This is a genomic window from Desmonostoc muscorum LEGE 12446 (assembly GCF_015207005.2).
GTDB classification, from domain to species: domain Bacteria; phylum Cyanobacteriota; class Cyanobacteriia; order Cyanobacteriales; family Nostocaceae; genus Nostoc; species Nostoc muscorum.
In genome coordinates this window covers 3,867,724-3,894,030 of record NZ_JADEXS020000001.1, presented here as the reverse complement: position 1 = coordinate 3,894,030, position 26,307 = coordinate 3,867,724, and the positions used below count along the sequence as shown (strand labels likewise).

Genomic DNA, 26,307 nt, shown 5'->3' with positions numbered 1-26,307 from the left:
GCAAGTTTATTTTTATACGGAATTTTGGCTTAAAACAATAATGAAATAACGAACCGCCAAGGACGCCATCGCGTAGCGTCTCGTTAGAGAAGAGCGCCAAGGAAAGAGGTTTGTACAGGGTTTTTGTGTCAGTCCTGTACCTTTTGGCAAAATTGGGATGCTCCCTATAAAGTTGACTGATTTTTTTTACTCAGAGTAATTAAATAGCGATAATTCAGTAAGTGAGAATAAACAAAACTATATTACTAAAAGTAAAGACTGTTGAAAACCTTACCAAGCATAAATAACAAATGACAAATAATAAACGTCATTAGCTAGCTTTATTTGTAGAGTTTTACTTGCAGTTAAGTTAAAAATAAGAGGCGCTAGTAAGTTGGATAGCGATCGCCAAACCAAAACTAGTTTTTTGTTTTGATAGTTAGAGAAGCATACGGCGATGCCTTCACAGTAGGCATCGCGGATTTTAGATTTGATCGATCTAAAATCCCAAATCGATTTAACGATTTAGCGCCGCAGCTTCCCTGGCTGCTGCTGCTTGATCTGGGTGGATACCCAAGCGTGTGAGATTAATCCGGCCTTTGTTATCAATTTCGCGCACTTTGATAATCACTTCATCGCCCACTGCGACTTCATCCTCAACTTTGCCAACGCGGTAGTCGGCTAGTTGAGAAATGTGAATCATGCCTTCTTTTCCAGGCAGAAATTCGACAAATGCACCTATTGGTATAATCCTAGTTACTCGCCCTACGTAGACATCCCCTTCGTGCAGTTTGCGGGTCATGCCTTGGATGATGTTCCTAGCTTTCTTGGCCTTGCTCTCATCCACAGCGGAAATTGTTACAGTGCCATCATCTTCGATGTCAATTTTTGCACCAGTTTCCTCTGTGATCCCCTTAATAGTCTTCCCTCCAGGGCCAATGACTAGACCAATCATGTCTGAATCAATTTTGATTGTTAACAGACGTGGGGCATAGGGTGAAGTTTCTGTGCGCGGTTCACTAATGCAAGCGAGCATTTTTTCCAGAATGTGCAACCGGGCTGATTTAGCTTGGTGGACGGCTTGGGCAATAACGTCTAAAGACAAACCGGAGATTTTCATATCCATTTGCAGGGCGGTAATCCCGGTGTCTGTCCCAGCAACTTTAAAGTCCATGTCGCCCAAAAAGTCTTCAATGCCTTGAATGTCAGTGAGGACACGCACTTCGTCTCCTTCCTTAATCAAACCCATTGCCGCGCCACTGACTGGTTTGATAATTGGCACACCAGCATCCATGAGGGCGAGGGTGGAACCACACACGGAACCCATTGAGGTGGAACCGTTGGAGGAAAGTACTTCCGATACGACGCGAATCACGTAAGGGAATTGTTCTTTTGTTGGTAGTACAGGCAACAGCGATCGCTCCGCTAAGGCACCGTGACCGATTTCACGTCTTCCCGGCGCACGTAGGGGTTTGGTTTCCCCAACTGAGAAAGGCGGGAAGTTGTAATGGTGCAAATAACGCTTGTGTTGATCTATTTGCAAATCGTCGTTGAGGTTTTGGGCGTCTCCTGGTGTACCAAGGGTACAAGCAGATAATACCTGGGTTAAACCCCGATTAAATAAACCGCTACCGTGGACACGCTTCGGTAAAAGGTCAACTTGACAAGAAACCGGACGTACTTCATCGAGTTTGCGACCATCAACGCGGACGTTATCTTCGACGATTTGACGGCGCATGAAGTATTTGGTAATGTCTTTAAAAGTGTTACCAAGTGCCTTGCTATTTGCAGTTGCGGCAACTCGAATTGGGTCTTCTTCTGGCAATTCGGCGATCGCAGTTTGAATTTTTTCTTTGACGACATCTAAAGCGGCATCACGTTCGGTTTTACCCAAATCAAATTGCGACAGGATTTTTTTAATTTCGTCATTGGCGCGATCGCGGATATAATTTTCCAGCGTTTGGTCTACTTCTGGTGGTGCTTCATGCACTAGTTGTAAGCCGAGTTCTGCGACTAAATCTTCCTGGGCTTTGATTAAGTCCCGCACCGCTTCATAACCAAAGTCAATTGCCTCGATAATATCTCGCTCTGGCAGTTGATTGGCTCCGGCCTCGACCATAATCACACCATAGGGTGAACCTGCTACTATCAGATCCAAGTCTCCAGCTTCAATTTCTGCATAAGTCGGATTAATGATGAAATCATCTCCCACTAAACCAACCCGCACAGCTGCCATTGGTCCATTAAAAGGAATCTGAGCAATGAGGGTGGCAATTGAAGCACCTGTAACTGCTAGCACATCGGGTGGCACTAACTCGTCCATCGACAGCGTTAAGGCGACAATTTGCAGGTCATCGCGTAACCATGAAGGAAACAGAGGACGCAGGGGACGATCTATCAGACGGCTAGTAAGAATTGTTTTTTCTGGTGGGCGACCTTCACGCCGCATAATTCCTCCGGGAATTCTACCAGCGGCATATAGCCTTTCTTCGTAATCTACTGTGAGGGGAAGAAAATCAATGCCTTCTCTGGCTTGCGATCGCGTAGCCGTCACCAAAACAGCTGTGTCCCCTGATTCTATCAAAACCGACCCACCAGCCTGGGGAGCTAGTAGGCCTACTTTCAGTCGAATATCCCGTCCATCGAAGGATATTGACTTATCAACTTCAGCCATTCAGTTTTTTTTCCTTCTCTTTCGCTATTCTCTTTCTGTGGCAATCCTAACATTTATGCACTATGGCTGACTTCTGGTACATACAAAGATAAACACCGTTGCATAACAGTAGGATAAATTGGGGTCAGATGGGGAGGCAGGGGATGCAGGGGGAGAATTTTAGAAGTTGCAATCATCCCTTGGTTCAGCAACGCCAGATAAACAAGTCGTTCAATTCAAAGTGCGATACAAGATCAGCGCGTCTACCACCTGGTCATTTTCAAGCTTCACGGCACGCCCAACCCGTCCAATAATCTCAAATCCTAAGGACTGCCAAAGTGTAATTGAAGCTATATTAGTTTCAAAGACCAAATTGAACATTACTGCCTCGTAGCCCAGGTTTGCTGCGATGGAGAGCATCGTCTCTCCCATGAACCGCCCTATACCTTGACCGCGCAATCTGGGTTGTACAATAAAACCAGCATTGCAAATATGGCTACACCGACCGGGAAAGTTTGGCTTTAAATAAAATGCCCCTAATATTTCTTTTGGTTTATGTGTAGTATCCACAATTGATGCCCTAACAACAAAGGCATCCTTGCTTAACCAGTAACTTGAAAATTCTGCTTGGGATAGAGGTTGCTTTTGAGGATAAGTTTTACCTTCAAAAATTACACTATTTAATAATGCTCTCACAACCTCTTCTTCTTCAGGATGCATATAATCTATTTCTACTTTTATGCCATTTTTTAAAAGTTGAACCAGAGGAAAATCCATTATTAATAAATATTTTTTAATAGATAATGAACTATTAGCAATAATTGTAATACAATATATGCCTGATTAATAATTATTGTGGCAAAAATGTAGAAAATAAAATCATCTTAATTGAAGTTATTTAATTTTACGATAATTTGAGTAGTTACAAATGGCGATTTTACACGGAAATTGGTTAGTAAAAAATCAAAATGGTTGCTTATTTATTTGGGGAGAAACTTGGCGATCGCCACGAGTAAATTTGGAGTCGCGTGAATCTGAAGAAATACCATTACATCCATTGGCAATGACATCGGTTGAATTAAGCGAGTGGTTGCGTTCCCAGAACATGCCAATTGCCAACTTCATCCACCAACCCCAAGTTGCTGTAGCGACCACTGGGCGGACACGCAAAGCAACCAGTACCACTGAGATTTCTTTGCCAACCCACTCCCAAATAATTGCCCTACCAACTTATATACCAGAAAGCACTGGTAAAGAAACAGCAGCGATTTTCCCCGTGCATTCTGGCAGTTTCGGGACGGAAGCAGACTCACCGCAATATTTACAACCGTGGCGAGTTGACGGTTTTTGTCTCAACCCCGCCCAAGCAGTAAAATTTCTTGCTACTGTTCCCCTCAATGCCACTAAAGGGGAAGATGCCTTTTTGGGGGGAGATTTACGCTTTTGGTCGCAGATTGCCCGTTGGAGTCTCGATTTAATCTCCCGGTGTAAGTTTTTACCAAAAATTGCACGACAATCAGATGGTGCATTTTCCACTACCTGGCAAGTACTCTTAGACAGTGCTGTAGACGGAACCCGCCTCGAAAAATTTTCTGCAAAGATGCCGTTGGTTTGTCGCACTTATCAAGAGGGACTGGGGAGAGATGAGGGAGATGGGGGAGATGAGGGAGACAAGGGAGTAAATTCTTCCTCATCCCCCTCATCCCCCTCATCCCCCTCATCCCCTCACCTAGCTGTAGACTTCCCCACAGAACCTCAAGAATTGTTGCTGGGATTTCTGAATAGTACGATAAACGCCCAAGTGCGAGAGATGATGGGTTTCCAATCGCCGATGGAAGCCAAGGCCATGGCCTCTTTACCAGCGGCGGTGCGAGAGTGGTTGCCAGCTTTAACTAATGCATCTGGTAGAGTCAATGCAGAAGCAATTGAAGTGGAACGACTCGAAGCGGCACTCAAGGCTTGGACTATGCCGCTACAATACCAATTAACTCTGAAAACTCTGTTTCGTACTTGTTTTCAACTGCGTTCTCCGGAGTCTGGCCAAACACATTGGACATTAGCGTATTTCTTGCAAGCAGCTGACAATCCAGAGTATTTGGTGGATGCGGCAACAATTTGGAATCATCCAGTTGAAAGACTGGTATATGAAAATCGCACAATTGACCAACCGCAAGAAACATTTTTGCGGGGTTTGGGATTAGCTTCCCGATTGTATCCAGTCCTTGCACCCAGTCTAGAAACAGAATATCCCCAATCTTTTCATCTCAACCCCATCCAAGCATACGAGTTTATCAAGTCTGTGGCTTGGAGGTTTGAAGATAGCGGTTTGGGAGTGATTTTACCTCCGAGTTTGACGAACCGTGAAGGATGGGCAAACCGTTTGGGTTTAAAAATTACTGCCGAAACCCCAAAGACAAAGCAAGGACGTTTGGGATTGCAGAGTTTATTAAATTTCCAATGGCAATTGGCGATCGGTGGACAGATTATTTCCAAAGCCGAGTTTGATAAACTTGTGGCTTTAAATAGCCCCTTGGTAGAAATTAATGGCGAGTGGGTGGAGTTGCGACCCCAAGACATCAAGACAGCCCAAACCTTTTTCGCTTCCCGCAAAGACCAAATGGCGCTTTCTTTGGAAGATGCTTTGCGTCTGAGTACAGGCGATACCCAGGTAATTGAAAAATTACCTGTGGTTAGCTTTGAAGCCTCTGGCACATTGCAAGAGTTGATTGGGGCGCTAACCAATAATCAGGCCATTGAACCTTTGCCCACACCAACAGGCTTTCAGGGGCAGTTGCGACCTTATCAAGAACGTGGTGCTGCTTGGCTGTCCTTCTTAGAACGCTGGGGCTTGGGTGCCTGTCTGGCGGACGATATGGGCCTAGGAAAAACCGTGCAGTTCATCGCTTTTCTTCTACACCTGAAAGAACAAGATGCACTAGAAAATCCAACTCTGCTAGTTTGCCCAACTTCAGTTTTAGGCAACTGGGAAAGAGAAGTCAAGAAATTTGCCCCAAGTCTGAAAGTTTTGCAATATCACGGTGATAAACGTCCTAAAGGTAAGGCGTTTGTAGAAGCAGTTAAAAAGCATGATTTAGTCATCACTAGTTACTCACTTATTCATAGAGATATCAAGTTATTGGAGAGTGTTTCTTGGCAGATAATTGTTTTAGATGAAGCGCAAAATGTTAAAAATTCAGAGGCGAAGCAATCAAAAGCTGTGCGGCAGTTACCAGCTACGTTTCGGATTGCATTGACGGGGACGCCAGTAGAAAATAGACTCCAAGAATTGTGGTCTATTTTAGATTTTCTCAATCCCGGATATTTGGGTACTCGGCAATTTTTCCAGCGGCGATTTGCTATGCCAATTGAAAAGTATGGGGATACGGCTTCTTTGAGCCAATTACGTTCATTGGTTCAGCCATTTATACTGCGGCGGTTGAAAAGCGATCGCCAAATCATTCAAGACTTGCCAGATAAGCAAGAAATGACCGTATTTTGTGGTTTAACTGCTGACCAAGCAGCACTTTATCAACAAGTAGTAGAACAATCCTTAGCAGAGATTGAATCTGCCGAAGGATTGCAACGTCGGGGGATGATTTTGGCTTTACTAATCAAACTCAAACAAATCTGCAATCACCCAGCGCAATATTTGAAACAAGCCACATTAGAACAACATCATTCAGCCAAACTGTTGCGGCTAGAAGAAATGTTAGAAGAAGTTTTAGCAGAAGGTGATGCCTACGGCGCTGCTGGCGCAGGACGTGCTTTAATCTTTACCCAATTTGCTGAGTGGGGTAAGTTACTTAAACCTTATCTAGAAAAACAGCTAGGGCGAGAAATATTCTTTTTATATGGCAGTACCAGCAAAAAACAACGGGAGGAAATGATCGATCGCTTCCAACACGATCCCCAAGGACCACCGATTATGATTCTTTCTTTGAAAGCAGGTGGTGTAGGATTGAATTTAACACGAGCCAATCATGTATTCCATTTTGATAGATGGTGGAATCCAGCCGTAGAAAATCAAGCTACAGACAGAGTATTTCGTATTGGTCAAACCCGCAATGTGCAAGTACATAAATTTGTTTGTACTGGCACTTTAGAAGAAAAAATACATGACATGATTGAAAGTAAAAAACAACTAGCTGAACAAGTTGTAGGTGCTGGTGAAGAATGGTTGACTGAAATGGATACAGACCAACTCCGCAACTTACTAATACTTGACCGCAGCGCAGTAATTGACGAGGATGAAGGATGAAACTTAATGCAGACGAATTAAATTCAGCACGTCAACATTTACTTAAGAAAGTCGTTGATTATTTTATAGTTAAGAAAGGTATTGAGGCTTTATTCGTTCAAGGGTCTATAGCATCAGGGACAACGGATGAATTCTCTGATATTGATTTTAGAGTTGTTGTTCAACCAGAATTATACGAGCAATTTCTTGATGAGCGTTTTTCTGCTCCTAAATATTGGGGAGAATGGCTATACAACGAGTGGCCAGCAGGAATTCGATGGGTTTGCGTCTCTCACTTCCATCCATTCAATAAAATCGATGTCCTTTACTACCAGCCAGAGAATCTTCAGCCCTCGCCTTGGTACTTACAACCTGTTCAAGTTATTTATGATCCTAAAAAGTTAATACACCAACTTATTGAAGCTTCTTCTGGCTTGGAGTTTACACTAGATGTTAATGAGGTGAATCGACTGATCAGTAAAGGGCTAGCACAAGCTGAGGAAGTATATCGTCGAGTCATGCGTGGAGAACTTTTCTATGCACAATCACTGCTGGACAATTTTCGCGGAAGCATGATGCAAATTGACGATTATTTCCTCAAAAATCCTTCTTCTTCCATGTCCCCATCTGCTCACTTTGAACAGCGCGGCAGTCAGATGTTAATTGAGGTTTTAAAACACTCCTACCCTTCCCTAGATCAGACATCTATTCTTAATGCATTGAATGCTTTACTCAATAGATATCAATACCAAGTAATGAACCTTCACGACATGCTGCGGTTAAATCGAGATGCAAAAACTGATTTGCATTGGATTAATACACTGATTAATTTATCTGGGGGTACTTTTAAGTTTTGAAGGAACAGTTGTAGCGGTATAGTCTTATTTCTAGTATTTGCACTTCTAAATTCATAATTAATTACTGAATTTCAATATTATCGAATAATCTCAAGGTAAAATTATGACTAATTACACATTACAAGCTAGTCGAGAATGGTGGTCGCAGCAATGGCTAGATTTGCTAGATTCCTATCGCTTTAAAAAGCGTTTGGAACGTGCTAGAAACTATGCACGCCAAGGAAATGTATTAAGTATTGAGTTTAAGGGTGCAAAAGTATTGGCTAAAGTACAAGGTAGTGAAGTCGAACCTTATAAAGTTTCCCTTTCCCTTGAACCTTTTAGCGATGAACAGTGGGGTTATGTCATTGAAACTATGTCCCAAAAGGCAATTTTTGCTGCCAAGTTGTTGGCAGGGGAAATGCCACAAAATATAGCAGAAGTGTTCACAGCTAATGGTCTTTCTTTATTTCCTTTTACTCTTTCTGATGTCCACAGTAAATGCTCTTGTCCTGATAAAGCCAATCCCTGTAAACATATTGGTGCGATATACTATCAGTTAGGCGATCGCTTTAGTGAAGACCCCTTTGTGCTATTTCAGTTGCGGGGACGCACCAAAGAGCAAATTATCAGCGATTTACGGCAGCTACGTAGTGGCAAGATTCAAGCCGACACGTCAGAAACACCTAATGTTCAAGAGTCCATTCCTGACAACAAATACTCGGTAAAAATTGACTCTTTCTGGCAATATAATGAGCCACTAGAGTCATCTTTAGTAGTAATTGCACCCTCCAGTAGCGAGACGGTATTAGATGTATTAGGAGCAATTCCTCTAGCGAAGGAAGAGGAAAATATAGTCAATTCAACTTCTAGTGATGTGGTCATGAAGTATTTGAATAGTGTTTACACAGATGTTAGCCAGAAAGCTGTTTTAGCAGCAATGAATGTGGGAGGAAGCTGACTGAATTTTAGATTTTAGATTTTGGATTGAATTCAGTCAAAATAGAAAATCTAAACTTTGTTTAGATTTCTCTAAATAAATTTAGAGTTGATTTATAAACTAAATCTTAAGTAGAGTGTGTTATGGCTTTAGCCTAACGCACCGTATTATCTGGCGGTGCGTTAGCCGCTTTCGCAAAATTTTCCGTTACAAACCATTGAAATATGCGCCTAACACACCACACTACAGTAATTTTATTTTTACTTTATAAATTGTCTCCGATGTAGAGTATTTAGCAATTCTGAATTCTGACTCCTGTTTTATTGTCCAAACTCAAGCCTAGCCTGTTCTACCAAATCACCCGTCACAACTTCTTGCTGAGCTTGACGAGCCAACGCTTCAATTCGAACTTTCGCTTGAGGACGAACAAAAAAGGGAATATTTTGCAACTTTTCCTTAGCTTCATCTGTCCAGCGCAAAGCATCGATAAAATTTGATTCGCTCATAGTATTAATTACCTCAGTAGATTATACAATTTTGGATTGAAAATTTATTTCTAGTAAAGGGTTATGTAAATCTGTTTGCCGTATTCATTTTTGAAACTAGTATTACTAATTTTTATTTAAGTACTATACAGCAGATTTCAAGTTAGTGAAGTACACCATTTAGGTCTCAAAGGCTGTAGCGGAATGCGGGGAGCGTCAAAAAAAAACTCTTGCTTTGATGCAAGAGTCTATAAACTAATTGATTGTCAGTGATGAAAGAAACTTTGTCACCTAGTCGAGGTAGTCCATCGACATTACTGGCTCAGTATCACGGTTAATACCTTTTTCAAAACCACCAGCGGCTGCACGAGCGCGACCAGCGTGCCACAAGTGACCAATTAGGAAGAAGAATCCTAATACGAAGTGAGAAGTAGCCAACCACGCACGAGGAGATACATAGTTGAAGGAGTTGATTTCGGTAGCCACACCACCTACGGAGTTCAGAGAACCCAGAGGAGCGTGGGTCATGTATTCAGCAGCGCGACGAGCTTGCCAAGGCTGAATATCATTCTTGATTTTGTCGAGGTCTAGACCGTTGGGACCACGCAGAGGCTCCAGCCAAGGACCACGGAAATCCCAGAAGCGCATGGTTTCACCACCGAAGATGATTTCACCAGTTGGAGAGCGCATCAGGTATTTACCCAAACCAGTGGGACCTTGTGCAGAACCGACGTTAGCACCCAAGCGTTGGTCACGAATCAAGAAGGTCATGGCTTGAGCTTGAGAAGCTTCAGGACCAGTAGGACCGTAGAATTCGCTGGGGTAAACAGTGTTGTTAAACCAAACAAAGATGGAGGCAATGAAGCCCATCAGGGAAAGAGCGCCCAAGCTGTAGGAGAGGTAAGCTTCACCAGACCAGATGGATGCACGACGTGACCAAGCAAAAGGCTTGGTGAAGATGTGCCAGATACCCCCAGCAATTAAGATAAAGGCAATCCAGATGTGACCACCGACAACATCTTCCAAGTTATCGACGCTGATAATCCAGCCTTCGCCACCGAAGGGAGACTTGATCAGATAACCGAAGATAACCGCTGGATTCAGTGTCGGGTTGGTAATGACACGAACATCACCACCGCCTGGTGCCCAGGTGTCATACAAACCACCAAAGAACATTGCCTTCAGCACCAACAGCAGCGCACCGATTCCCAAAATAATCAGGTGGAAGCCGATGATGTTGGTCATCTTGTTTTTGTCTTTCCAGTCGTAACCAAAGAATGAGGAATATTCTTCTAAGGTTTCTGGACCACGGACGGCATGATAGATACCGCCAAATCCTAGTACGGCTGAGGAAATCAGGTGGAGTACACCAACAACAAAGTAGGGGAAGGTATCAATGACTTCACCACCAGCACCAACACCCCAACCCTGTGTAGCGAGGTGAGGTAGGAGGATAAAGCCTTGCTCATACATGGGCTTTTCAGGAATGAAGTGAGCGACTTCAAACAAAGTCATCGCTCCAGCCCAGAATACAATCAAACCAGCGTGGGCAACATGAGCGCCCAGCAGTTTGCCAGATAGGTTGATTAAACGGGCGTTACCAGACCACCAGGCAAAGCCGGTAGATTCTTGGTCGCGTCCAGCGCCGCCTAAAATATTTGGTCTATTAGAGAGCGTTACCACGTGGTAATACCTCCTCAGGGAATACAAATTGTTCGTGGATCTGATCTTGAGGAGCCATCCAAGCGCGGATACCCTCATTCAGCAAAATGTTTTTGGTATAGAAAGTTTCAAACTCTGGGTCTTCCGCCGCCCGCAATTCTTGGGAGACGAAATCATAAGCCCGCAGGTTGAGTGCCAAACCAACAATACCAACCGCTGCCATCCACAAGCCTGTAACTGGCACAAACAACATAAAGAAGTGCAGCCAGCGCTTGTTGGAGAAAGCAATACCGAAAATCTGTGACCAGAAACGGTTTGCGGTCACCATTGAGTAGGTTTCTTCTGATTGGGTGGGATTGAATGCCCGGAAGGTGTTAGCTGCTTCACCGTCTTCAAACAAGGTGTTTTCGACGGTGGCTCCGTGAATCGCACACAACAGCGCACCACCCAACACACCTGCTACCCCCATCATATGGAAGGGGTTGAGGGTGAAGTTATGGAATCCTTGGACAAACAAAATAAACCGAAAGATTCCTGCCACACCGAAGCTGGGGGCAAAGAACCAAGATGATTGTCCCAAGGGGTACATCAGGAATACACTGACGAATACCGCGATGGGGGCTGAAAATGCCAAGGCGTTGTAGGGACGAATTCCTACTAGCCGCGCAATTTCAAATTGCCGCAACATGAAGCCAATTAAAGCAAAGGCTCCGTGCAGGGCTACGAATGGCCACAATCCACCCAATTGGAACCAACGGGTGAGGTCGCCTTGGGCTTCTGGTCCCCACAATAGCAATAGGGAATGTCCTAAGCTGTCTGCTGGGGTGGATACTGCCACTGTCAAGAAGTTACAGCCTTCCAAGTAAGAGGAGGCTAAACCGTGGGTGTACCAAGAGGTGACGAAGCTTGTGCCGGTCAGCCAACCGCCTAGTGCTAGGTAAGCGCAAGGGAACAGTAGTAACCCTGACCAACCTACGAATACAAAGCGATCGCGCTTGAGCCAGTCGTCTACTACGTCAAACCACCCTCTTGTACTCGGGGCGCGTCCAACTGCGATGGTCATCGGACTAAAATCCTCTTTTTTTACTAAAATTGCAACGTTTTTGAACCAGCGCCGCCTTAAAAGTTTCCTTTATTTAGCGATCGCCGTGAGGAATTAACGTTTTTTTGACAATCTCAACAGCCTAAAAGCAACTGAGATTCTGAGAGCTAGCTGCCTAGTTAAGTCAGCATTTCTCAGACCTATGCCATTACACGTACCACTGGCTAGTAACTTAGCTTGTGGTAACTTAATGATTCTTAACTTATCATATTAGTTCGGTTTTGGCCAGACACACGCAAGCGAATCAGGTATTTAACACGAACGTATATTAATAATATGAATATCAGAATTTTTACAATTTGACACAACTTTTCTCAGAAATCTAAACAATTGGGATTAGGGACTGGGGATTAGGGATTGGGGATTAGGGATTGGAAAACTCTTCCCCAATACCCAGTACCCAGTCCCCAATACCCAGTCCCCAGTCCCCAGTCCCCAATACCCAGTTGCAATATATCCCGATTCAATGGCAGACTTAAAAAGAGAGTATCTCACAGGCAATGGTAGTTCAATGACGGCATCAACAACGATTAACAAAGGCGATCGCCTGCTGCATCAAAACGTTCTCGGTTCTCGTCGGTTCAGTAACTACTGGTGGGCAACTATCGTTACCTTAGGAGCAACAGGCTTTTTACTAGCTGGCATATCCAGTTACCTAAAAATTAATTTACTCATAGTTACCGATGCAACTCAACTGATATTCGTCCCTCAAGGATTGGTGATGGGCTTATATGGCAGCGCTGGCTTGCTATTAGCTACATACCTATGGTTAGTAATTTTATGGGATGTGGGAGGCGGTTACAACGAATTTAATCAGGAAACCGGCACAATTAAAATATTCCGTTGGGGATTTCCTGGCAAAAATCGTCAAATTCAAATTGATAGCCGCATAGAAGATGTGCAATCTGTGCGAATAACTGTCAAAGAAGGTCTTAATCCCCGTCGCTCACTCTATCTCCGCGTTAAAGGTCGTCGAGATATACCCTTAACACGAGTCGGACAACCCGTATCTTTAACAGAGTTAGAAACAGAAGGCGCAAAGCTAGCTCGGTTTTTGGGAGTACCGTTAGAAGGGCTTTGAGGGATTGGGGACTGGGGACTGGTGACTGGGGAGTGGTGATTAGTAAGTGGAAGGTTAAAAACGGCGGCTAGAAAAAACTTTTTTGAATACCCAATCCCCAGTACCCAATCCCCAGTCCCCAATCCCCCCTTGAAACGATAAGATACTTGAGTTGAATCAGTAACTAGCAATGCGGTTGAAAATTTCACAATTTTTGCTTTCTCTGGCGATCGCCAGTGCTTTGATGTTGGCAGGATGTTCAACACAGCAAGTCCCTTCTAATACTTCTTCTGCAACATCGACAGCTACCTCAAACGCAAGTGAGGCAAGTACCAAGACAACTACTGAAGCAACGTCTGTATCTCAAAGTATCGATGAGAGTGTTCCTGGAATCGCAAATTTACCAAGGCTGGAAGGCAAGGCTACTGTGGTGCTTACAGTTAAAGGATCGCCGATTACTATCGAAGTAGACGGTACCAACGCCCCAATTACAGCCGGTAACTTTATAGATTTAGTACAAAAAGGTGTCTACAATGGCTTAGCTTTCCACAGAGTTGAGCGCGGAACTCCGGAAAAACCACAGCCTTTTGTTGTTCAAGGTGGCGATCCCCAAAGCAAAGACCCAAAATTTCCTGTAGATCAATTGGGAACGGGTAGCTATATTGACCCAAAAACCGGAAATATTCGTTATATACCTTTAGAAATTAAACCAAAAGGCTCAAATACACCGCTTTACAATAAAACATTTGATGCTACTGCTCAACCCGTTGTATTGCCCCATAAACAAGGTGCGGTAGCAATGGCGCGATCGCAACAACCAGATTCCGCTTCTTCACAGTTTTATTTTGCCTTGGCAGATATAGGATTCCTAGATGGTAACTACGCCGTGTTTGGCAATGTCACTCAAGGCTTCGATGTAGTCAACAAAATTCAGCAAGGCGATCGCATCGACTCTGCTAAAGTTACCCAAGGTGCAGAAAATCTGAAAACACCAGGACAGTAAGACGATGAGGGAGATGAGGGAGTAGGGGGAGATGAGGAAGAAAATACTACCTCATCCCCCAAAATCGAAATTCGTGAAGGTTGTTGTTACTGGTATTGGTTTAGTTTCTGCCTTGGGTGGCAGCTTAGACGATAGTTGGCAAAATTTGCTAGCAGGTAAATCTGGAATTCGATTACTTCAACCATTTCCGGAACTTACACCACTTCCTCTAGCTTTGATTGGGCAACAACCAGCCGAGTTGACAACGTTAACTCAGCTGGTTGTTGCTTCCGCTTTGCAAGATGCTGGCTTAATTCCACCTTTAGCTGATTGCGCTGTAGTAATTGGCTCAAGTCGCTCTTTTCAAGCATCTTGGGAAGTCTCGGCGCGGCAAATGTATGAGGACGCAAAGAATTTCTCCGCGTCCCCGTGTCCCCGCATCCCCGCGTCCTCTTTAAAAAATTGGCTAGATACTTTGCCTCACATGAACGCGATCGCAGCTGCGCGACAAATTGGTGCATCTGGGATAGTTTTGGCACCAATGGCAGCTTGCGCTACTGGAATTTTATCTATTGCCCAAGCAGCTATGCTCATACAAACTGGGCAATGTCAACAAGCGATCGCTGGCGCAGTGGAAGCACCAATTACACCTTTGACTTTGGCAGGGTTTCAGCAGATGGGTGCTTTGGCAAAAACTGGCGCTTATCCTTTTGATTTGCACCGCGAAGGCTTAGTTTTAGGTGAAGGTGCAGCTGTGTTTGTCTTGGAATCAGCAGAGTTGGCAAAACAGCGTCAAGCAAAAGTGTATGGTGAAATTCTCGGTTTTGGTTTAACTAACGACGCATATCATAGCAATTCACCGGAACCTGAGGGCAAAAGTGCGATCGCTGCTATTAAACAATGTCTAGAACGTAGTTGTCTATTACCAGCCGATATCGATTACATTCATGCTCATGGCACAGCTACCCAGCTAAATGACCAAATGGAGAGTATGGTAATCCAGCGTTTGTTTCCCCAAGGCGTAGCAGTTAGTTCCACCAAGGGAAGCTCAGGTCATACACTAGGAGCATCTGGAGCCTTAGGCGTGGCTTTTTCTTTGATGGGGCTAAAGCATCAAATTTTACCGCCTTGTGTGGGATTGCAGCAACCAGAGTTTGATTTAGACATAGTTACAGCAGCCCGCCTCAGTAATATTAGTCATGTATTATGTTTGAGTTTTGGCTTTGGTGGACATAATGCAGCGATCGCATTGTCAAGGTAAGACGTGATAAATCGCCGTCAAGACGAAGGACTGATTTTTGTAGAGACGGCGATTTATCGCGTCTCTTGTCTTAACCGAACAGCTAATTTGCTTCTTTAGCATAGTAAAAAATAAAAAACTGTAACAAAAACTACAAAAATCCTATTTTTCTAAAAAAAAGGATAAGCTAGGCAATATATTAGATCCGGTTCGCGCACAGACCGCGATTAGGAGAAAACTTTATGACTTTAGCATCTGTGTTGCCGTTGGAACCTGCTTCTCCAGCGCATATTTGTCCATTCGATCAAGCCTGTAGTTACTTAGAGGCTGCGGCTAGGGAATTAAGATTAGATCAGGGATTGATAGAAATTCTCAGCCATCCACGGAAAGTGGTAACAGTTTCGATTCCTGTGAAATTAGATAATGGAGAAATACAAGTTTTTGCTGGACATCGAGTGCAGCACTCTGATGTTTTAGGCCCTTACAAAGGCGGAATTCGTTACCATCCGGCTGTGACACTGCGGGAAGTTTCAGCCCTAGCAATGCTAATGACTTGGAAATGTGCGTTGTTGGGTATTCCTTATGGTGGTGCTAAGGGTGGTATTGCGATCGATCCAAAACGTTATAGAACCCATTTGACATCTAAGAAGGTGCTGCAAGCCTCTTAATCATTAGCCTGATGAAGCAGATATTGAGTTTGGCAGTGGCACTAACCAGGGTTCGTTCAAAGTTCTTAACCAGAATTTTACAGCGCTCCATCCAAGCATTGGAGCGTTCGATCACCCATCTAGCTATTGCCGGAACAAATCCAGATTTTCCTTGTGCCGCTTTCTCTTGTTTTGAGGGTTTCGTAGAAAGTTGAAACTGAATTTTGGTCATGATCTCTGGGTAAATTCGCTCTAACTCCTGAGTCAAATATTCTGGGTGATACCCATGATCTAGCAGGATAGTAATCTTGGGAATATCGATAGGTTTTGACTTGAAGTAGTCGATGTTGAGAGTAAACATCTCAATTAATCCGGCATCATCCGAGACATTGGCGCGAGTACAGAGCGTAAAAAAGGGAAACCCAAGGGTGTCAATAGCCAAATGCCTTTTAATACCGTTGGTGGCTTTGTAGAAGCAAAAACCTTTCGACTCCACACTGGCGTTGCAGGTATTTTTCACTGCTTGGGAGTCAATGATGATCAATGTCGTCCAGTGCGGTTTTTTTTTTACCTGTTCACGCACTTGTCCATGTAAGACACTCATCAGTTCCTCAAATACCCCGGCTGCTCGCCACTGTTTGTAGTGCCAATATACAGTGGAATAAGGGGGGAGGTCTTTAGGTAAGTCTTGCCAATTGCATCCATTTTTTAGTTGATAGAGAATTCCATTGAAGATATCTCGCTTTGGCCAGTTGGTCGGTCGAGTCTGCTTCTTAGTCGGTAATATCTCTTGCAATAAGGGTTCAAAAATTTCCCATTCTGCATCAGTGAGGTTGCTGGAATACGCCATTAGTATTGGATTTTAGATGCTGAGGAGTACCTTAATTCAAAACCTCACAAGATGTCAAATGGGTTCTATAGTGTTGGGGAACTAGAACGGATTAGCCGTCGTTATATCAGCGAGTTGATTAAAGATATTGGGCCTTCCGTAGATATTCCTGCACCAGACATGGGTACTTCCGCCCGTGAGATGGCTTGGATGATGGATACTTACTCTGTAAATGTCGGTCATGCAGTACCAGGGGTTGTGACTGGGAAACCGATTTCTATCGGTGGTTCTAGGGGAAGGGAAATGGCAACCGGACGCGGCGCGATGATTGTTGTCCGTGAGGCGCTAGCAGACCAAGGTAAATCCTTGGCGGGAGTGCGAGTAGTTATTCAAGGTTTTGGTAATGTTGGCGGTGCTGCGGCTGAATTACTATACGAAGCGGGAGCGAAAATTATCGCTGTTTCTACAAGTGCTGGGGGAGTATTTTCCCAAGATGGTCTTGATATTCCTAAGTTGAAAGCCTACGCCGCTGAGAATCACAAGAGTATTCTGGGTTTTCCGGAAGCGGTAGCAATTAGCAATGCAGATTTATTAACTTTGCCTTGCGATGTCTTGATACCAGCAGCTTTGGAGAACCAAATCACCGAAGAAAATATGAATCAGGTGCAGGCGCAAATTGTCGCCGAAGCAGCTAACGGACCGGTGACTCTTGAGGCTAGCTTGTCATTAGAGGCGCGGGGTGTGACAGTCCTACCAGATATTTTGGCCAATGCTGGCGGTGTAGTGGTGAGTTATTTGGAGTGGGTGCAGGGTCTTTCTTACCTATTTTGGGATGAGGAACGCGTCAACCGCGAAATGGAACATTTGATGGTGCAGGCTTACCACCAAGTGATTCAGCAGTCGAAGAAGCGACAAGTTTCTTTAAGGCTAGCTGCTTATACACTGGGGGTAGGTAGAGTGGCTCAAGCGCTGACTGACAGGGGTCTTTATCCTTAAGGTTTAGAGACATGCAGTGGTTTTCTATTACAGCAATTTTCAGGTAAATAGACCACGTTGTAGCGGCGCACAGCTGTGCGCCCCTATCGGGTATTGTGGTTCAATGCTGTAAATAGATGACACAAGTAGGGGCACAATATATTGTGCCCCTACAATAACTTGTGTATATTTAAGGCTACTTAAACTTACGACTGACCAGAAGGTGTAGCAGCATGAACTAAGTCTGGGTTTTCCTTAACAGGAGGACGCTTAATAGTTTGAGACGATGTGGGACGTTGATGGCGTAGTTTACCGCCGCAGGCATCGCGAGTTTGGATCTTTACAGGTTGACCAATCTTAATTGACTCGTAAAGCGCTTGAATGATACTAACATCGATCAACCCTTCAATCCCAGATGGCTCTGGATCTTTATCTTCAAGAATACAATCAGAGAAGTAAGTAAACTCAGCTGCTAGTTGATCGTGAGGCTCAAAGGTACGCTCTTGAGTTTCACCATTGATTGTTAGGTAATGCTTGAGTTCTCCCTGCCAAGGATAGGCAGGATCTACTCGCAAATTTCCTTTAGTACCTACAATCTGATAAGTTGAAACACTAGCTGCTCCAAAACTACAGGTAAACGTTGCCAATCGCTCATTGGGAAAGCGCAAGATCACACTAGTCATTTCTTCGATTTCACTGAAGCGTTGTTCTCCCTTATTAGCAGCTACAGCAAATACTTCAATTGGTTCATCTTGAAATAGGTAACGTGCAGCATTAATACAGTAAATGCCGATATCATCGAGCGTTCCGCCACCTGTTACATCTTGTAAACGAATATTGCCCTCTTCTACTTGTTGAGTAAAAACAGAGTTGAAAATTCGTGCTTCACCAATTTGCTTTGAGCGGACAATTTCCACTGCTTGTAAATTTGCTTCTTCTAAATGTAAGCGGTAGGCAATCATCAGTTTCACACCGTTATCATTGGCAACCTTAATCATTGCCTCACACTCTTTTTCTGTCATTGCCATTGGCTTTTCACACAACACATGAATTGCCTGATTAGCAGCCCGTACAGTGTATTCGCAATGCAAGTGATTAGGCAAGGCAATATAAACTGCATCAACCTCACCGCTTGTCAGACAGTCCTCATATTCTTCGTAGGAATAAGTTCGCTTTACACCATACTTTTTGCTCAGTTCTTCTCTTTTTGTGAGGTCATCCGAAACCAGTGCGACTAATTCTGAGTTTTCCGCGTGGGCAAAAGAAGGTAAGGCAGCTTCTTGGGCAAACCAACCCAAACCAACAACAGCGTAACGAATTTTGCGCTTACCATTTGTAGTGGTCATTTTTATACCTCTTGATGAAGAATAGCTTGGGAATTCTAATCCAGTAATTACAGCGAATTTTGCACTAGCTGTTTATCTAGAAAAAATTCAGGAGTCAGGAGTCAGAATTCACGATGAATTGCAGTCCGATTCGTGCATAAATAAACAGTGAGACGCCACACTTAATCAAAGTTTTAGTGGCGCTTATAAATAGCGTGTTTGAATCTTCCATCAATAATGATTCTGACTTCTGAATTCTTCTTCAGTTACGTTATCTTGTTAATGCAGCTTCAATCTCTGGTTCCAATTGAGCTTTAGCTTTTTGGAATTCTTGACCTAGTTCAGCTAGAACTTGCTCATTCATACACTCTCGAACAGCACTAAAAATTTCGCTTTCTTCTTCTTCTACATGATACTGAACTGCTTCCTTTAATTCACTCATTTTTTCCTTAAACTCAGGATCAGTAGGTTTAAGAGCTTTAATTTCTTCTAAAATTAACGAAACTTCCTCGTGTTCTTCTTCAGCTTCTTCAACATATTGTTCAGTTTCTTCGTATTCTCTCAAAGCTGGGTAGAAGACTAATTCTTCAGTTCTGGCATGTAAACTCAATGCTTTATAGATTTGATTGAAGTGTTCATGCAATTTGCTTCCCTTAGCTTTTTCAGCTTCTGCAAAAAGCTGCTCGACTTGTCGATGCTCTGCTTCAATTAATGAGAGAATATCTGTTGCTTTAGTTTTAGCCATTTTTTCCCCTCAGTAATAATCTATTTATAGGGCTGAGAATTTGGAGGTTGATCGATGGGATCTCGTACATTCTCAATAATTTGGCAAATTAAAACCTCATTCTTTGAGTAAGCTTTCGTTTAGACTTAAGGAATATTTATGTTATTGCACTGTGATTGAAATTCATAACCTCGGTATGAGGGATGATGAGTATGTACCATTAGCAGCCAAAACTACGACCCAAACTTTGAACACGTGCTGAAGATATCAAACAGTACTAATACCATTTTTGACTTGAGATTTTGGATTGGGAATCCCTTTGTGTATCTAAATTCTGCTTGTCTTTGATGTTACAACAGAAATGATCGCCAGATACTTAGTATATATGGCAACGCCCATTTAAAAGCTATCCATTATAAACATATTTCTTAACATAAAATTTGACATAAGAGATAAAATGTGTGCTTGGTACAAAAAGGGACGAAAGCAGATCAAAGTCAGCAATGGAACAATGGATCACACAAGAACTATAAAGAACCGAATTCGGTGACACCAGAACAGGACTATATATGAAAAAAAAGCAGATGGAAGAACCAACTGCTTTGATCAAAAATGCATTAATTCCTTTATCTTGATACCAACTGATTAATTGGAGCAACTCCAGCTAAATCTAAAATTGGCGCAATTAAATCTTCACGTTTCACTGCCATCATGTGGACACCTTGACACAATTGCCGCGCTATCTGCACTTGTTCTGCGGCAATTTTCATTCCTTCTTCAAGAGGGTCTTTGGCTTTTGCCAATCTATCAATAATATGTTGGGGAATATTTACACCCGGAACACACTTATTAATAAACTGGGCATTCTTTGCTGATTTCAACAGAAAAATTCCTGCCAAAATTGGTTTTTTATAGCCAGCAGCAATTGTGTCCATGAATTTTTCTAGGCGTTCAAAATCGGTAATCAACTGACTTTGAAAAAATTGCGCTCCGGCTTCGATTTTGCGTTCAAATCGACTTTGTAAACCCGACCAACTCTTAGATTGTGGATCTACTGCAGCGCCAGCAAATAAATCTAGCGCCCCATCAGTTAGGGGTTTTTCGTTGCAATCAACACCTTGATTCAGCTTGCGGATCACTTGCAGCAGTCGCACAGCTTCCAAATCAAAAACAGCTTTGGCATCAGGATGATCGCCTGCTTTTACTGTGTCACCAGTTAGGGCTAATATATTGTGTATGCCCAAGGCATGAGCGCCCATCAAATCAGCTTGTAAACCAATGCGGTTGCGATCGCGGCAAGCAAATTGACAAATTGGCTCGACACCATTTTGTAATAAAATTACTGATGCCACTAACGAAGACATCCGCAGCACGGCGCGGCTACCATCGGTAATATTGACGGCATGAACCCTCCCCTTAAGGGTCGCCGCCATTTTGATCATGTGGGCTGGATCTCCCCCTTTCGGAGGTGCTACCTCAGCGGTAACGAGAAATTCACCTGCTTGCACGGCTCTACGAAAGGCAGTGGGGCTATGGGTATGATGCATATCATTAGAAATCTCGATTTATTAAAGAACAAGTTAGAATTCAGAATTCAGAACTCAGAATTCAGAAGCAGAGACGCGATTAATCGCGTCTCTACAGAATTCAATTGGAAAATTCTGGCGACTGATTGCTGAATTCTCTCTTGTTAAATGGTATAACAAATCACACCCAAAAGGTAAAACTCATAGAGGTAGAGAGTAACCCAAAGCAACTTTTACTTGTGATAAAGTTTGATTGGCGATCGCTCTAGCTTTTTCGCCTCCATCCCGCAAAACAGACTCCAAGTAACTTTTATCCTCAGTTATCGCCTGATATTTTTCTTGGATTGGTTTGAGAGACTCAATTATCGTATCCGTGAATAATGGCTTGAATTGTCCCCAGCCCATATCCTGACACTCAACTGCTACATCTTCTTTTGTTTTACCAGAAAGCAATGTATACAGAGTTAACAAATTGTTGCACTCTGGACGCTCCGGATCGTCAAAAGTTAGACCACGAATCGGATCGGTTTTACAACGCTTAATCTTATATTGAATTTGCTCTGGTGAATCTAGCAAATTGATGCGGCTTAAGTCAGAAGGATCGGACTTAGACATTTTGCGTGTACCGTCCGCCAAACTCATTACCCTTGCCCCTTCCTTGGGAATCAAAGGGTCTGGTAACTTCAGAACTGGCTGATCTGGTTTACCGAATTGGTGATTTAACCGAGCTGCAATATCCCGTGTCAATTCCAAGTGTTGCTTTTGGTCTTCACCCACTGGCACTTTATCCGCTTGGTAAAGCAAAATATCAGCTGCCATCAGCACTGGATAATCCAACAAGCCTGCACTCACATTTTCTCCCTGTTTGACGGCCTTTTCCTTAAACTGGATCATATCTTGCAGCCAGTTTAGGGGTGTAATACAGTTGAGCAACCAGGTGAGTTCACTGTGGGCTGAAACGTGGGATTGCACAAAAATGGTGGAGTGATTTAAATCAAGACCACAAGCTAGATACAGAGCAACGAGAGTGTAGGTATCAGCTGCCAACTGTGTTCGGTCATGTGGCACTGTAATTGCGTGCAAATCAGCCACAAAGAGGTAATTTTCGTATTCGCTCTGACCTTCTACCCAGTTGCGAATGGCTCCCAAGTAGTTGCCTAGATGGTAATTGCCGGTTGGTTGAACTCCAGAAAGAACACGTTGCTTGCCCATAAATTCTCAACTTAGTTATCTCAAATCTGCGCTAATCAAGTGGCGGTATGGTGAGAATTCGCCTCTCTTCTCTAAAAGGGGCTGCACCAATGCCAACGCGCCTACGCAAAACTCATTTAATTTTGACATTTTCCTGGTCAACTCGCCGTTGCGGAATTAGAGATTTGGTCATGAAAGCGGATTTGATTTGAATTTCGGGAGATTGCAAAGTTACTATCTGCAAGTTTGAAAGGCTATTTAACAGAATCGTATTTTGACTTTATCACCTATTGCTGGCTTGCCTCAAGGTAAAGTTTGAGCCACGATCCTTAAACCTTACTTACTTATAACAAGACTTGATTTTGGATCAATTTCTATGGTATCGTTGCGCTCATTCAAAAACTACTAATTATTTATCGATTTTACGTAGTTTTATTTTACGGTAATTTGCATGAAATGGGAATCGCCCCTTATGCCAAAAGACTGGTTTGAATGGCACGACCTCTACAAGAGTGAGCCAAAATTGCAACAGCGTCTAGAAATCGTGCAGGAATATATTGCTTATAGCTTGAATGCATCTCCAGATGGCGCTATCCATTTAGTGAGTGTTTGTGCGGGTGATGGACGAGATTTACTAGGAACTTTAAAAAATCACCCTCGTAAGCAGGATGTTTACGCACGACTTGTGGAAATAAATCCAAATCTAGTTGAACGTGGACGAGCAACTATAGAATCCTTGGGTTTAGCCAAGCAAATTGAGTTCATCAACGGTGATGCAACTATCGCCGCCAACTATGTAGGAGCAGTTCCAGCAGATATTGTGCTTGTGTGTGGTGTCTTTGGCAATCTGCCTGAGGAAGGTGAACTGAATCGCTTATTGGAAAACCTGAGTTTTCTGAGTAAAGAAGGTGCTTTTGTGATCTGGACTCGCGGACATTCTCAGGGTATTCCTTACTCTGAGAATGTGCGGAAAACTTTCCGTGCGTCTGGATTTGAGGAAGTGAACTTCAAACTCACTGCTACAGGAGATATGGGTGTGGGTATTCATCGCTACCTTGGTGAAAATTTGACTGTACCCAAAGAACAACAGTTATTTGTGTTTTCTGGCGTTGCTAGTAAAGCGAGATAAAGCGAGATAAAACATGTCTATTCAAAATACGGTGTCCAGTTGGGAAGAGCTTTTAGAGACTGCGAGAAAAAATACTTCTGCTCGTAGGGTGAAAAGACCAGGGCAATCTCCTTCTACTGCCCCAATCCCCAGCGGTTTAGATAAACTTTCCCCAAATACAGAACCGCCAGTCCTGCTTTATCGAGATACTAATTCCTGGTGTCCCTTTTGCGAACGAGTTTGGTTTGCCCTGGAAGAAAAGGAAATTCCATTTACAACGGAATTTATCGATTTGAGTAATATACCCCAGTGGTATAGAGACTTAGTTCCCACATCCCTTGTCCCTGGTGCAAAAATTGAAGGTAAGTTAGTCTACGAATCTAAAGATATTCTCCTGGCTTTAGAAGAAAGATTTAACAGTCCTCCTCTACTTCCTGAAGATCCACAGGAAAACGCCATTGCTAGACAGTGGATTGAAGATGCCGAAACCAATGGATTTAGACAGATTGCCTATAAATTCTTAAGAGAAACGCCTACAGATGCTGAGGAGTTAGCAAATTTCCAGGCGGCATTTGAAGCTCAATTAGATGAGCTTGAGCAAGCCTTGGGTAAATACTCTGGCCCCTATTTTGTTTCAAGTTTTAGCTTGGTAGACATTATGTATAGCCCTCATCTAGATAGATTGGCGGCTAACTTGCCTGTATACCGAGGCTATCACATCAAAGGAAATCCCCGCTTCCCTCGGATCAATGCTTGGTTTGAGGCACTTAATCAGCGTCCTGCATACCATAGAGTGAAGTCGGATGACGCTACAAATAATTTGCTTCTGCGCCGTAGATGGGGTGTATCACCAGTGGGAAATCCCTTGCCGTTGGACGCAGCAGCTAGCCAGGAAATTCAATATCGAGCTGAAGCAGCTGAACGACTGAGCGATAACCGGGAAGTTGCGACTAAAGATATTCTGAAAAACTCTGGTGTGCAAGCTTTAGCGGGAAATAATGATATCTCGGCGATCGCACCAGCAGTTGATTTTCACCTCAGATTGCTGGCAGACTATCTAATTAATGGAAATAATGTCCAATTACCTTGGGGTAGAGTTGGCGGAAAAGACAATATCGATCCAATCTTAGCTGCTGTTGGAGCCATTACTCTTGCCTATGTGAGAAATCGCATCTGTGCGCCGCGAGATATGAGTGCTGGCGCAGCAACGGCATTTCGGGCAGCAGCAGATAAAGTGTTGGCATCTATTTATTAAGATCGCAGAATTCAGAATGGGCTACGCCCCGCTGCGCTAACAGAATTCAGGAGTAAAACAGCCTTCATAGTCTGGCTAATAAATCTATGCCGAATTGGTAATGTCCGAAAACCATACCCTTCGTGGGCATGGTTTTTTATTATTTAACCGGGGAAAACATTGAATATTAAAGGTCGTAACAAATTAAAGCAATTGGTGATGCTCAAAACTAAGGCGATCGCACTTTATCAAAAATTTGGGTTTAAAACCCTGTCATAAAGGACGGCTTTATGATTTGGGTGCTAGCGTAAAGATCTGGTTATTAGCGCGGGGAGTGTCAATTACTGAAACTATAACGTCAGGTTAACTTAACAAATACTAAGATTAAAATTACGCCTACTTATCACCTCTTTCCCATTCAGGTATGGCGCCTTTAACCCGGCGGATGGGTAAATTTGCAATTAAAGCTGTGGTTCGCTGGTTGCTTTCTAAAGAGAACTCTAAGCCATCTGTCTCAACTTCCACATAGCGACAGACGACATCTAGGATTTCTTGCCGCATTTTTTCCAACGTTTGAGGGTCGATATCAGCGCGATCATGAGCAATCACCAATTGCAGGCGACGTTTCACTTGAGTTCGACTGCTATCAGGACCACGAGAAAAAAGTTTTTCTAGAAGTTCAATCATTACGAATAGGTCTAGGCCCGAGACTGGAAAATTAGGTTAAACAATCTTTGTCGAGAACAACTTTCTAAGACGCACGAAGAAGTTGTCTTGGGACGAGTCAATATCAAGAAATTCGACGTTTTCCCCTTCCAATCTCCGAGCAATGTTCTCAAAGGCTGTGCCAGCTAGAGAATGAGTTTCCCCTAATACCAAAGGTTCGCCGCGATTGGTAGATACAATAACACGCTCGTCGTCAGGGATTACCCCGATCAAGGGGATGGCGAGAAGTTCCTGAACATCTTGCACTGACATCATATCATTTGCTTGCACCATTGCGGGTCTGATGCGGTTAATTATTAAATGAACACGCTTAATCCCCTGTGCTTCTAGTAATCCAACTACTCGGTCTGCATCACGAACTGAGGAAATTTCGGGTGTGCTGACAACTAGCGCTTCTTTTGCTGGCCCGATCGCATTTTTAAATCCATTTTCAATGCCGGCGGGGCTATCAATAATTACATATTGATATTTTTGGGCTAGTGCATTCACCAATAACTTCATCTGTTCTGGTGTGACTGCATCTTTGGAGCGATTTTGAGCTGCTGGCAAGAGTACGAGATTGGGTTGTCGCTTATCTTTGACTAGGGCTTGTTCTAAACGACACTCTCTTGCTAGGACTTCCACCGCAGTATAGACGATGCGGTTTTCCAGCCCTAGCAGCAAATCCAAATTTCTCAGACCAAAATCCGCATCAACCAAGGCAACTTGACGCCCCATTTTGGCTAAAGCCATGCCCAGATTTGCTGAAACTGTGGTTTTACCCACTCCTCCTTTACCGGAGGTAATCACAATAATGCGAGTCATGATAGAAGTGCGGTCAATGAGGGTTCAGGAAATATAAAACTG

The 26,307-nt window shown here is 43.5% G+C and carries 20 protein-coding genes and 2 pseudogenes; 10 read left to right on the top strand and 12 right to left on the bottom strand.

The window, feature by feature from the left end:
• Positions 1-496: 496 nt before the first annotated feature.
• Together IQ276_RS16675 and IQ276_RS16670 are read right to left on the bottom strand one after the other, a co-directional pair.
• A complete protein-coding gene (locus IQ276_RS16675; protein ID WP_193916409.1) occupies positions 497-2,653 on the bottom strand; it encodes a polyribonucleotide nucleotidyltransferase in 2,157 nt (718 codons plus the stop codon).
• Positions 2,654-2,863: 210 nt separating this feature from the next.
• Positions 2,864-3,409 (bottom strand): GNAT family N-acetyltransferase, encoded by a 546-nt coding sequence (locus IQ276_RS16670; RefSeq protein ID WP_235115724.1) that lies wholly within the window; start codon positions 3,407-3,409, stop codon positions 2,864-2,866.
• Between the two features lie 151 nt (positions 3,410-3,560).
• On the opposite strand from IQ276_RS16670, the gene IQ276_RS16665 reads away from it, so the two are divergent.
• The 3 genes from IQ276_RS16665 to IQ276_RS16655 all read left to right on the top strand — a co-directional run bounded on the left by IQ276_RS16665 (position 3,561) and on the right by IQ276_RS16655 (position 8,666).
• A complete protein-coding gene (locus IQ276_RS16665; protein ID WP_235115723.1) occupies positions 3,561-6,890 on the top strand; it encodes a sll1366 family intein-prone helicase in 3,330 nt (1,109 codons plus the stop codon).
• Positions 6,887-7,726 carry a nucleotidyltransferase domain-containing protein gene (locus IQ276_RS16660; RefSeq protein ID WP_193921120.1) on the top strand — a complete coding sequence of 280 codons (840 nt, stop codon included), beginning with the start codon at positions 6,887-6,889 and terminating at the stop codon, positions 7,724-7,726. The genes IQ276_RS16665 and IQ276_RS16660 overlap by 4 nt, the downstream gene beginning before the upstream one ends.
• Positions 7,727-7,829: 103 nt before the next feature.
• The gene (locus IQ276_RS16655; protein WP_190877408.1) at positions 7,830-8,666 is read left to right on the top strand and encodes an SWIM zinc finger family protein; all 837 of its coding nucleotides are present in this window, start codon (positions 7,830-7,832) and stop codon (positions 8,664-8,666) included.
• A 299-nt stretch (positions 8,667-8,965) separates the two neighbouring features.
• Here the strand turns inward: IQ276_RS16655 and IQ276_RS16650 are convergent, their stop codons facing one another.
• The 3 genes from IQ276_RS16650 to psbD form a co-directional block, all read right to left on the bottom strand.
• Positions 8,966-9,151 (bottom strand): PCP reductase family protein, encoded by a 186-nt coding sequence (locus tag IQ276_RS16650; RefSeq protein ID WP_190877406.1) that lies wholly within the window; start codon positions 9,149-9,151, stop codon positions 8,966-8,968.
• 270 nt (positions 9,152-9,421) lie between these two features.
• A complete protein-coding gene (gene psbC, locus IQ276_RS16645; protein ID WP_073645088.1) occupies positions 9,422-10,813 on the bottom strand; it encodes a photosystem II reaction center protein CP43 in 1,392 nt (463 codons plus the stop codon).
• Entirely contained in the window at positions 10,797-11,855 is a 1,059-nt protein-coding gene (gene psbD / locus IQ276_RS16640) for a photosystem II D2 protein (photosystem q(a) protein) (protein WP_221708864.1), read from the bottom strand. The genes psbC and psbD overlap by 17 nt, the downstream gene beginning before the upstream one ends.
• A gap of 550 nt (positions 11,856-12,405) precedes the next feature.
• Here psbD and IQ276_RS16635 point away from each other — a divergent pair.
• The 4 genes and pseudogenes from IQ276_RS16635 to IQ276_RS16620 form a co-directional block, all read left to right on the top strand.
• A complete protein-coding gene (locus IQ276_RS16635; protein ID WP_190884762.1) occupies positions 12,406-12,975 on the top strand; it encodes a photosystem I assembly protein Ycf4 in 570 nt (189 codons plus the stop codon).
• Between the two features lie 169 nt (positions 12,976-13,144).
• Positions 13,145-13,957, top strand: coding sequence for a peptidylprolyl isomerase (locus tag IQ276_RS16630; RefSeq protein WP_193924843.1), 813 nt, complete (start codon positions 13,145-13,147; stop codon positions 13,955-13,957).
• Positions 13,958-13,988: 31 nt separating this feature from the next.
• Entirely contained in the window at positions 13,989-15,197 is a 1,209-nt protein-coding gene (locus IQ276_RS16625; protein WP_193924840.1) for a beta-ketoacyl-ACP synthase, read from the top strand.
• 221 nt (positions 15,198-15,418) lie between these two features.
• Positions 15,419-15,802 (top strand): annotated as a pseudogene (locus IQ276_RS16620) (Glu/Leu/Phe/Val dehydrogenase dimerization domain-containing protein); the annotation flags it as partial.
• Positions 15,803-15,818: 16 nt separating this feature from the next.
• Here the strand turns inward: IQ276_RS16620 and IQ276_RS16615 are convergent.
• Positions 15,819-16,673: an IS5 family transposase gene (locus IQ276_RS16615; protein ID WP_235115308.1), complete on the bottom strand. Its 855-nt coding sequence runs from the start codon at positions 16,671-16,673 to the stop codon at positions 15,819-15,821.
• Between the two features lie 66 nt (positions 16,674-16,739).
• On the opposite strand from IQ276_RS16615, the pseudogene IQ276_RS16610 reads away from it, so the two are divergent.
• Positions 16,740-17,648 (top strand): annotated as a pseudogene (locus IQ276_RS16610) (Glu/Leu/Phe/Val family dehydrogenase); the annotation flags it as partial.
• A gap of 185 nt (positions 17,649-17,833) precedes the next feature.
• Here IQ276_RS16610 and IQ276_RS16605 read toward each other — a convergent pair.
• From IQ276_RS16605 to trpS, 4 genes are all read right to left on the bottom strand, one after another.
• The gene (locus IQ276_RS16605; protein WP_193915206.1) at positions 17,834-18,973 is read right to left on the bottom strand and encodes a Gfo/Idh/MocA family protein; all 1,140 of its coding nucleotides are present in this window, start codon (positions 18,971-18,973) and stop codon (positions 17,834-17,836) included.
• 250 nt (positions 18,974-19,223) lie between these two features.
• Positions 19,224-19,697: a hemerythrin domain-containing protein gene (locus tag IQ276_RS16600; RefSeq protein ID WP_193915204.1), complete on the bottom strand. Its 474-nt coding sequence runs from the start codon at positions 19,695-19,697 to the stop codon at positions 19,224-19,226.
• 605 nt (positions 19,698-20,302) lie between these two features.
• The gene (locus IQ276_RS16595; protein ID WP_190880493.1) at positions 20,303-21,223 is read right to left on the bottom strand and encodes a methylenetetrahydrofolate reductase; all 921 of its coding nucleotides are present in this window, start codon (positions 21,221-21,223) and stop codon (positions 20,303-20,305) included.
• A 180-nt stretch (positions 21,224-21,403) separates the two neighbouring features.
• Positions 21,404-22,414 carry a tryptophan--tRNA ligase gene (gene trpS, locus IQ276_RS16590; protein ID WP_190880495.1) on the bottom strand — a complete coding sequence of 337 codons (1,011 nt, stop codon included), beginning with the start codon at positions 22,412-22,414 and terminating at the stop codon, positions 21,404-21,406.
• 451 nt (positions 22,415-22,865) lie between these two features.
• Between trpS and IQ276_RS16585 the strand changes: the two genes are divergently transcribed.
• Together IQ276_RS16585 and IQ276_RS16580 are read left to right on the top strand one after the other, a co-directional pair.
• Positions 22,866-23,522, top strand: a complete 657-nt coding sequence (locus IQ276_RS16585; RefSeq protein WP_193915202.1) for a class I SAM-dependent methyltransferase family protein — start codon at positions 22,866-22,868, stop codon at positions 23,520-23,522.
• A gap of 13 nt (positions 23,523-23,535) precedes the next feature.
• Positions 23,536-24,756, top strand: coding sequence for a glutathione S-transferase family protein (locus IQ276_RS16580; RefSeq protein WP_193915200.1), 1,221 nt, complete (start codon positions 23,536-23,538; stop codon positions 24,754-24,756).
• 375 nt (positions 24,757-25,131) lie between these two features.
• On the opposite strand, the gene minE is transcribed toward IQ276_RS16580, so the two are convergent.
• Together minE and minD are read right to left on the bottom strand one after the other, a co-directional pair.
• Positions 25,132-25,422 carry a cell division topological specificity factor MinE gene (gene minE / locus IQ276_RS16575; RefSeq protein WP_193915198.1) on the bottom strand — a complete coding sequence of 97 codons (291 nt, stop codon included), beginning with the start codon at positions 25,420-25,422 and terminating at the stop codon, positions 25,132-25,134.
• Between the two features lie 36 nt (positions 25,423-25,458).
• Positions 25,459-26,265: a septum site-determining protein MinD gene (gene minD, locus IQ276_RS16570; RefSeq protein WP_073640150.1), complete on the bottom strand. Its 807-nt coding sequence runs from the start codon at positions 26,263-26,265 to the stop codon at positions 25,459-25,461.
• Between the last annotated feature and the right edge of the window lie 42 nt (positions 26,266-26,307).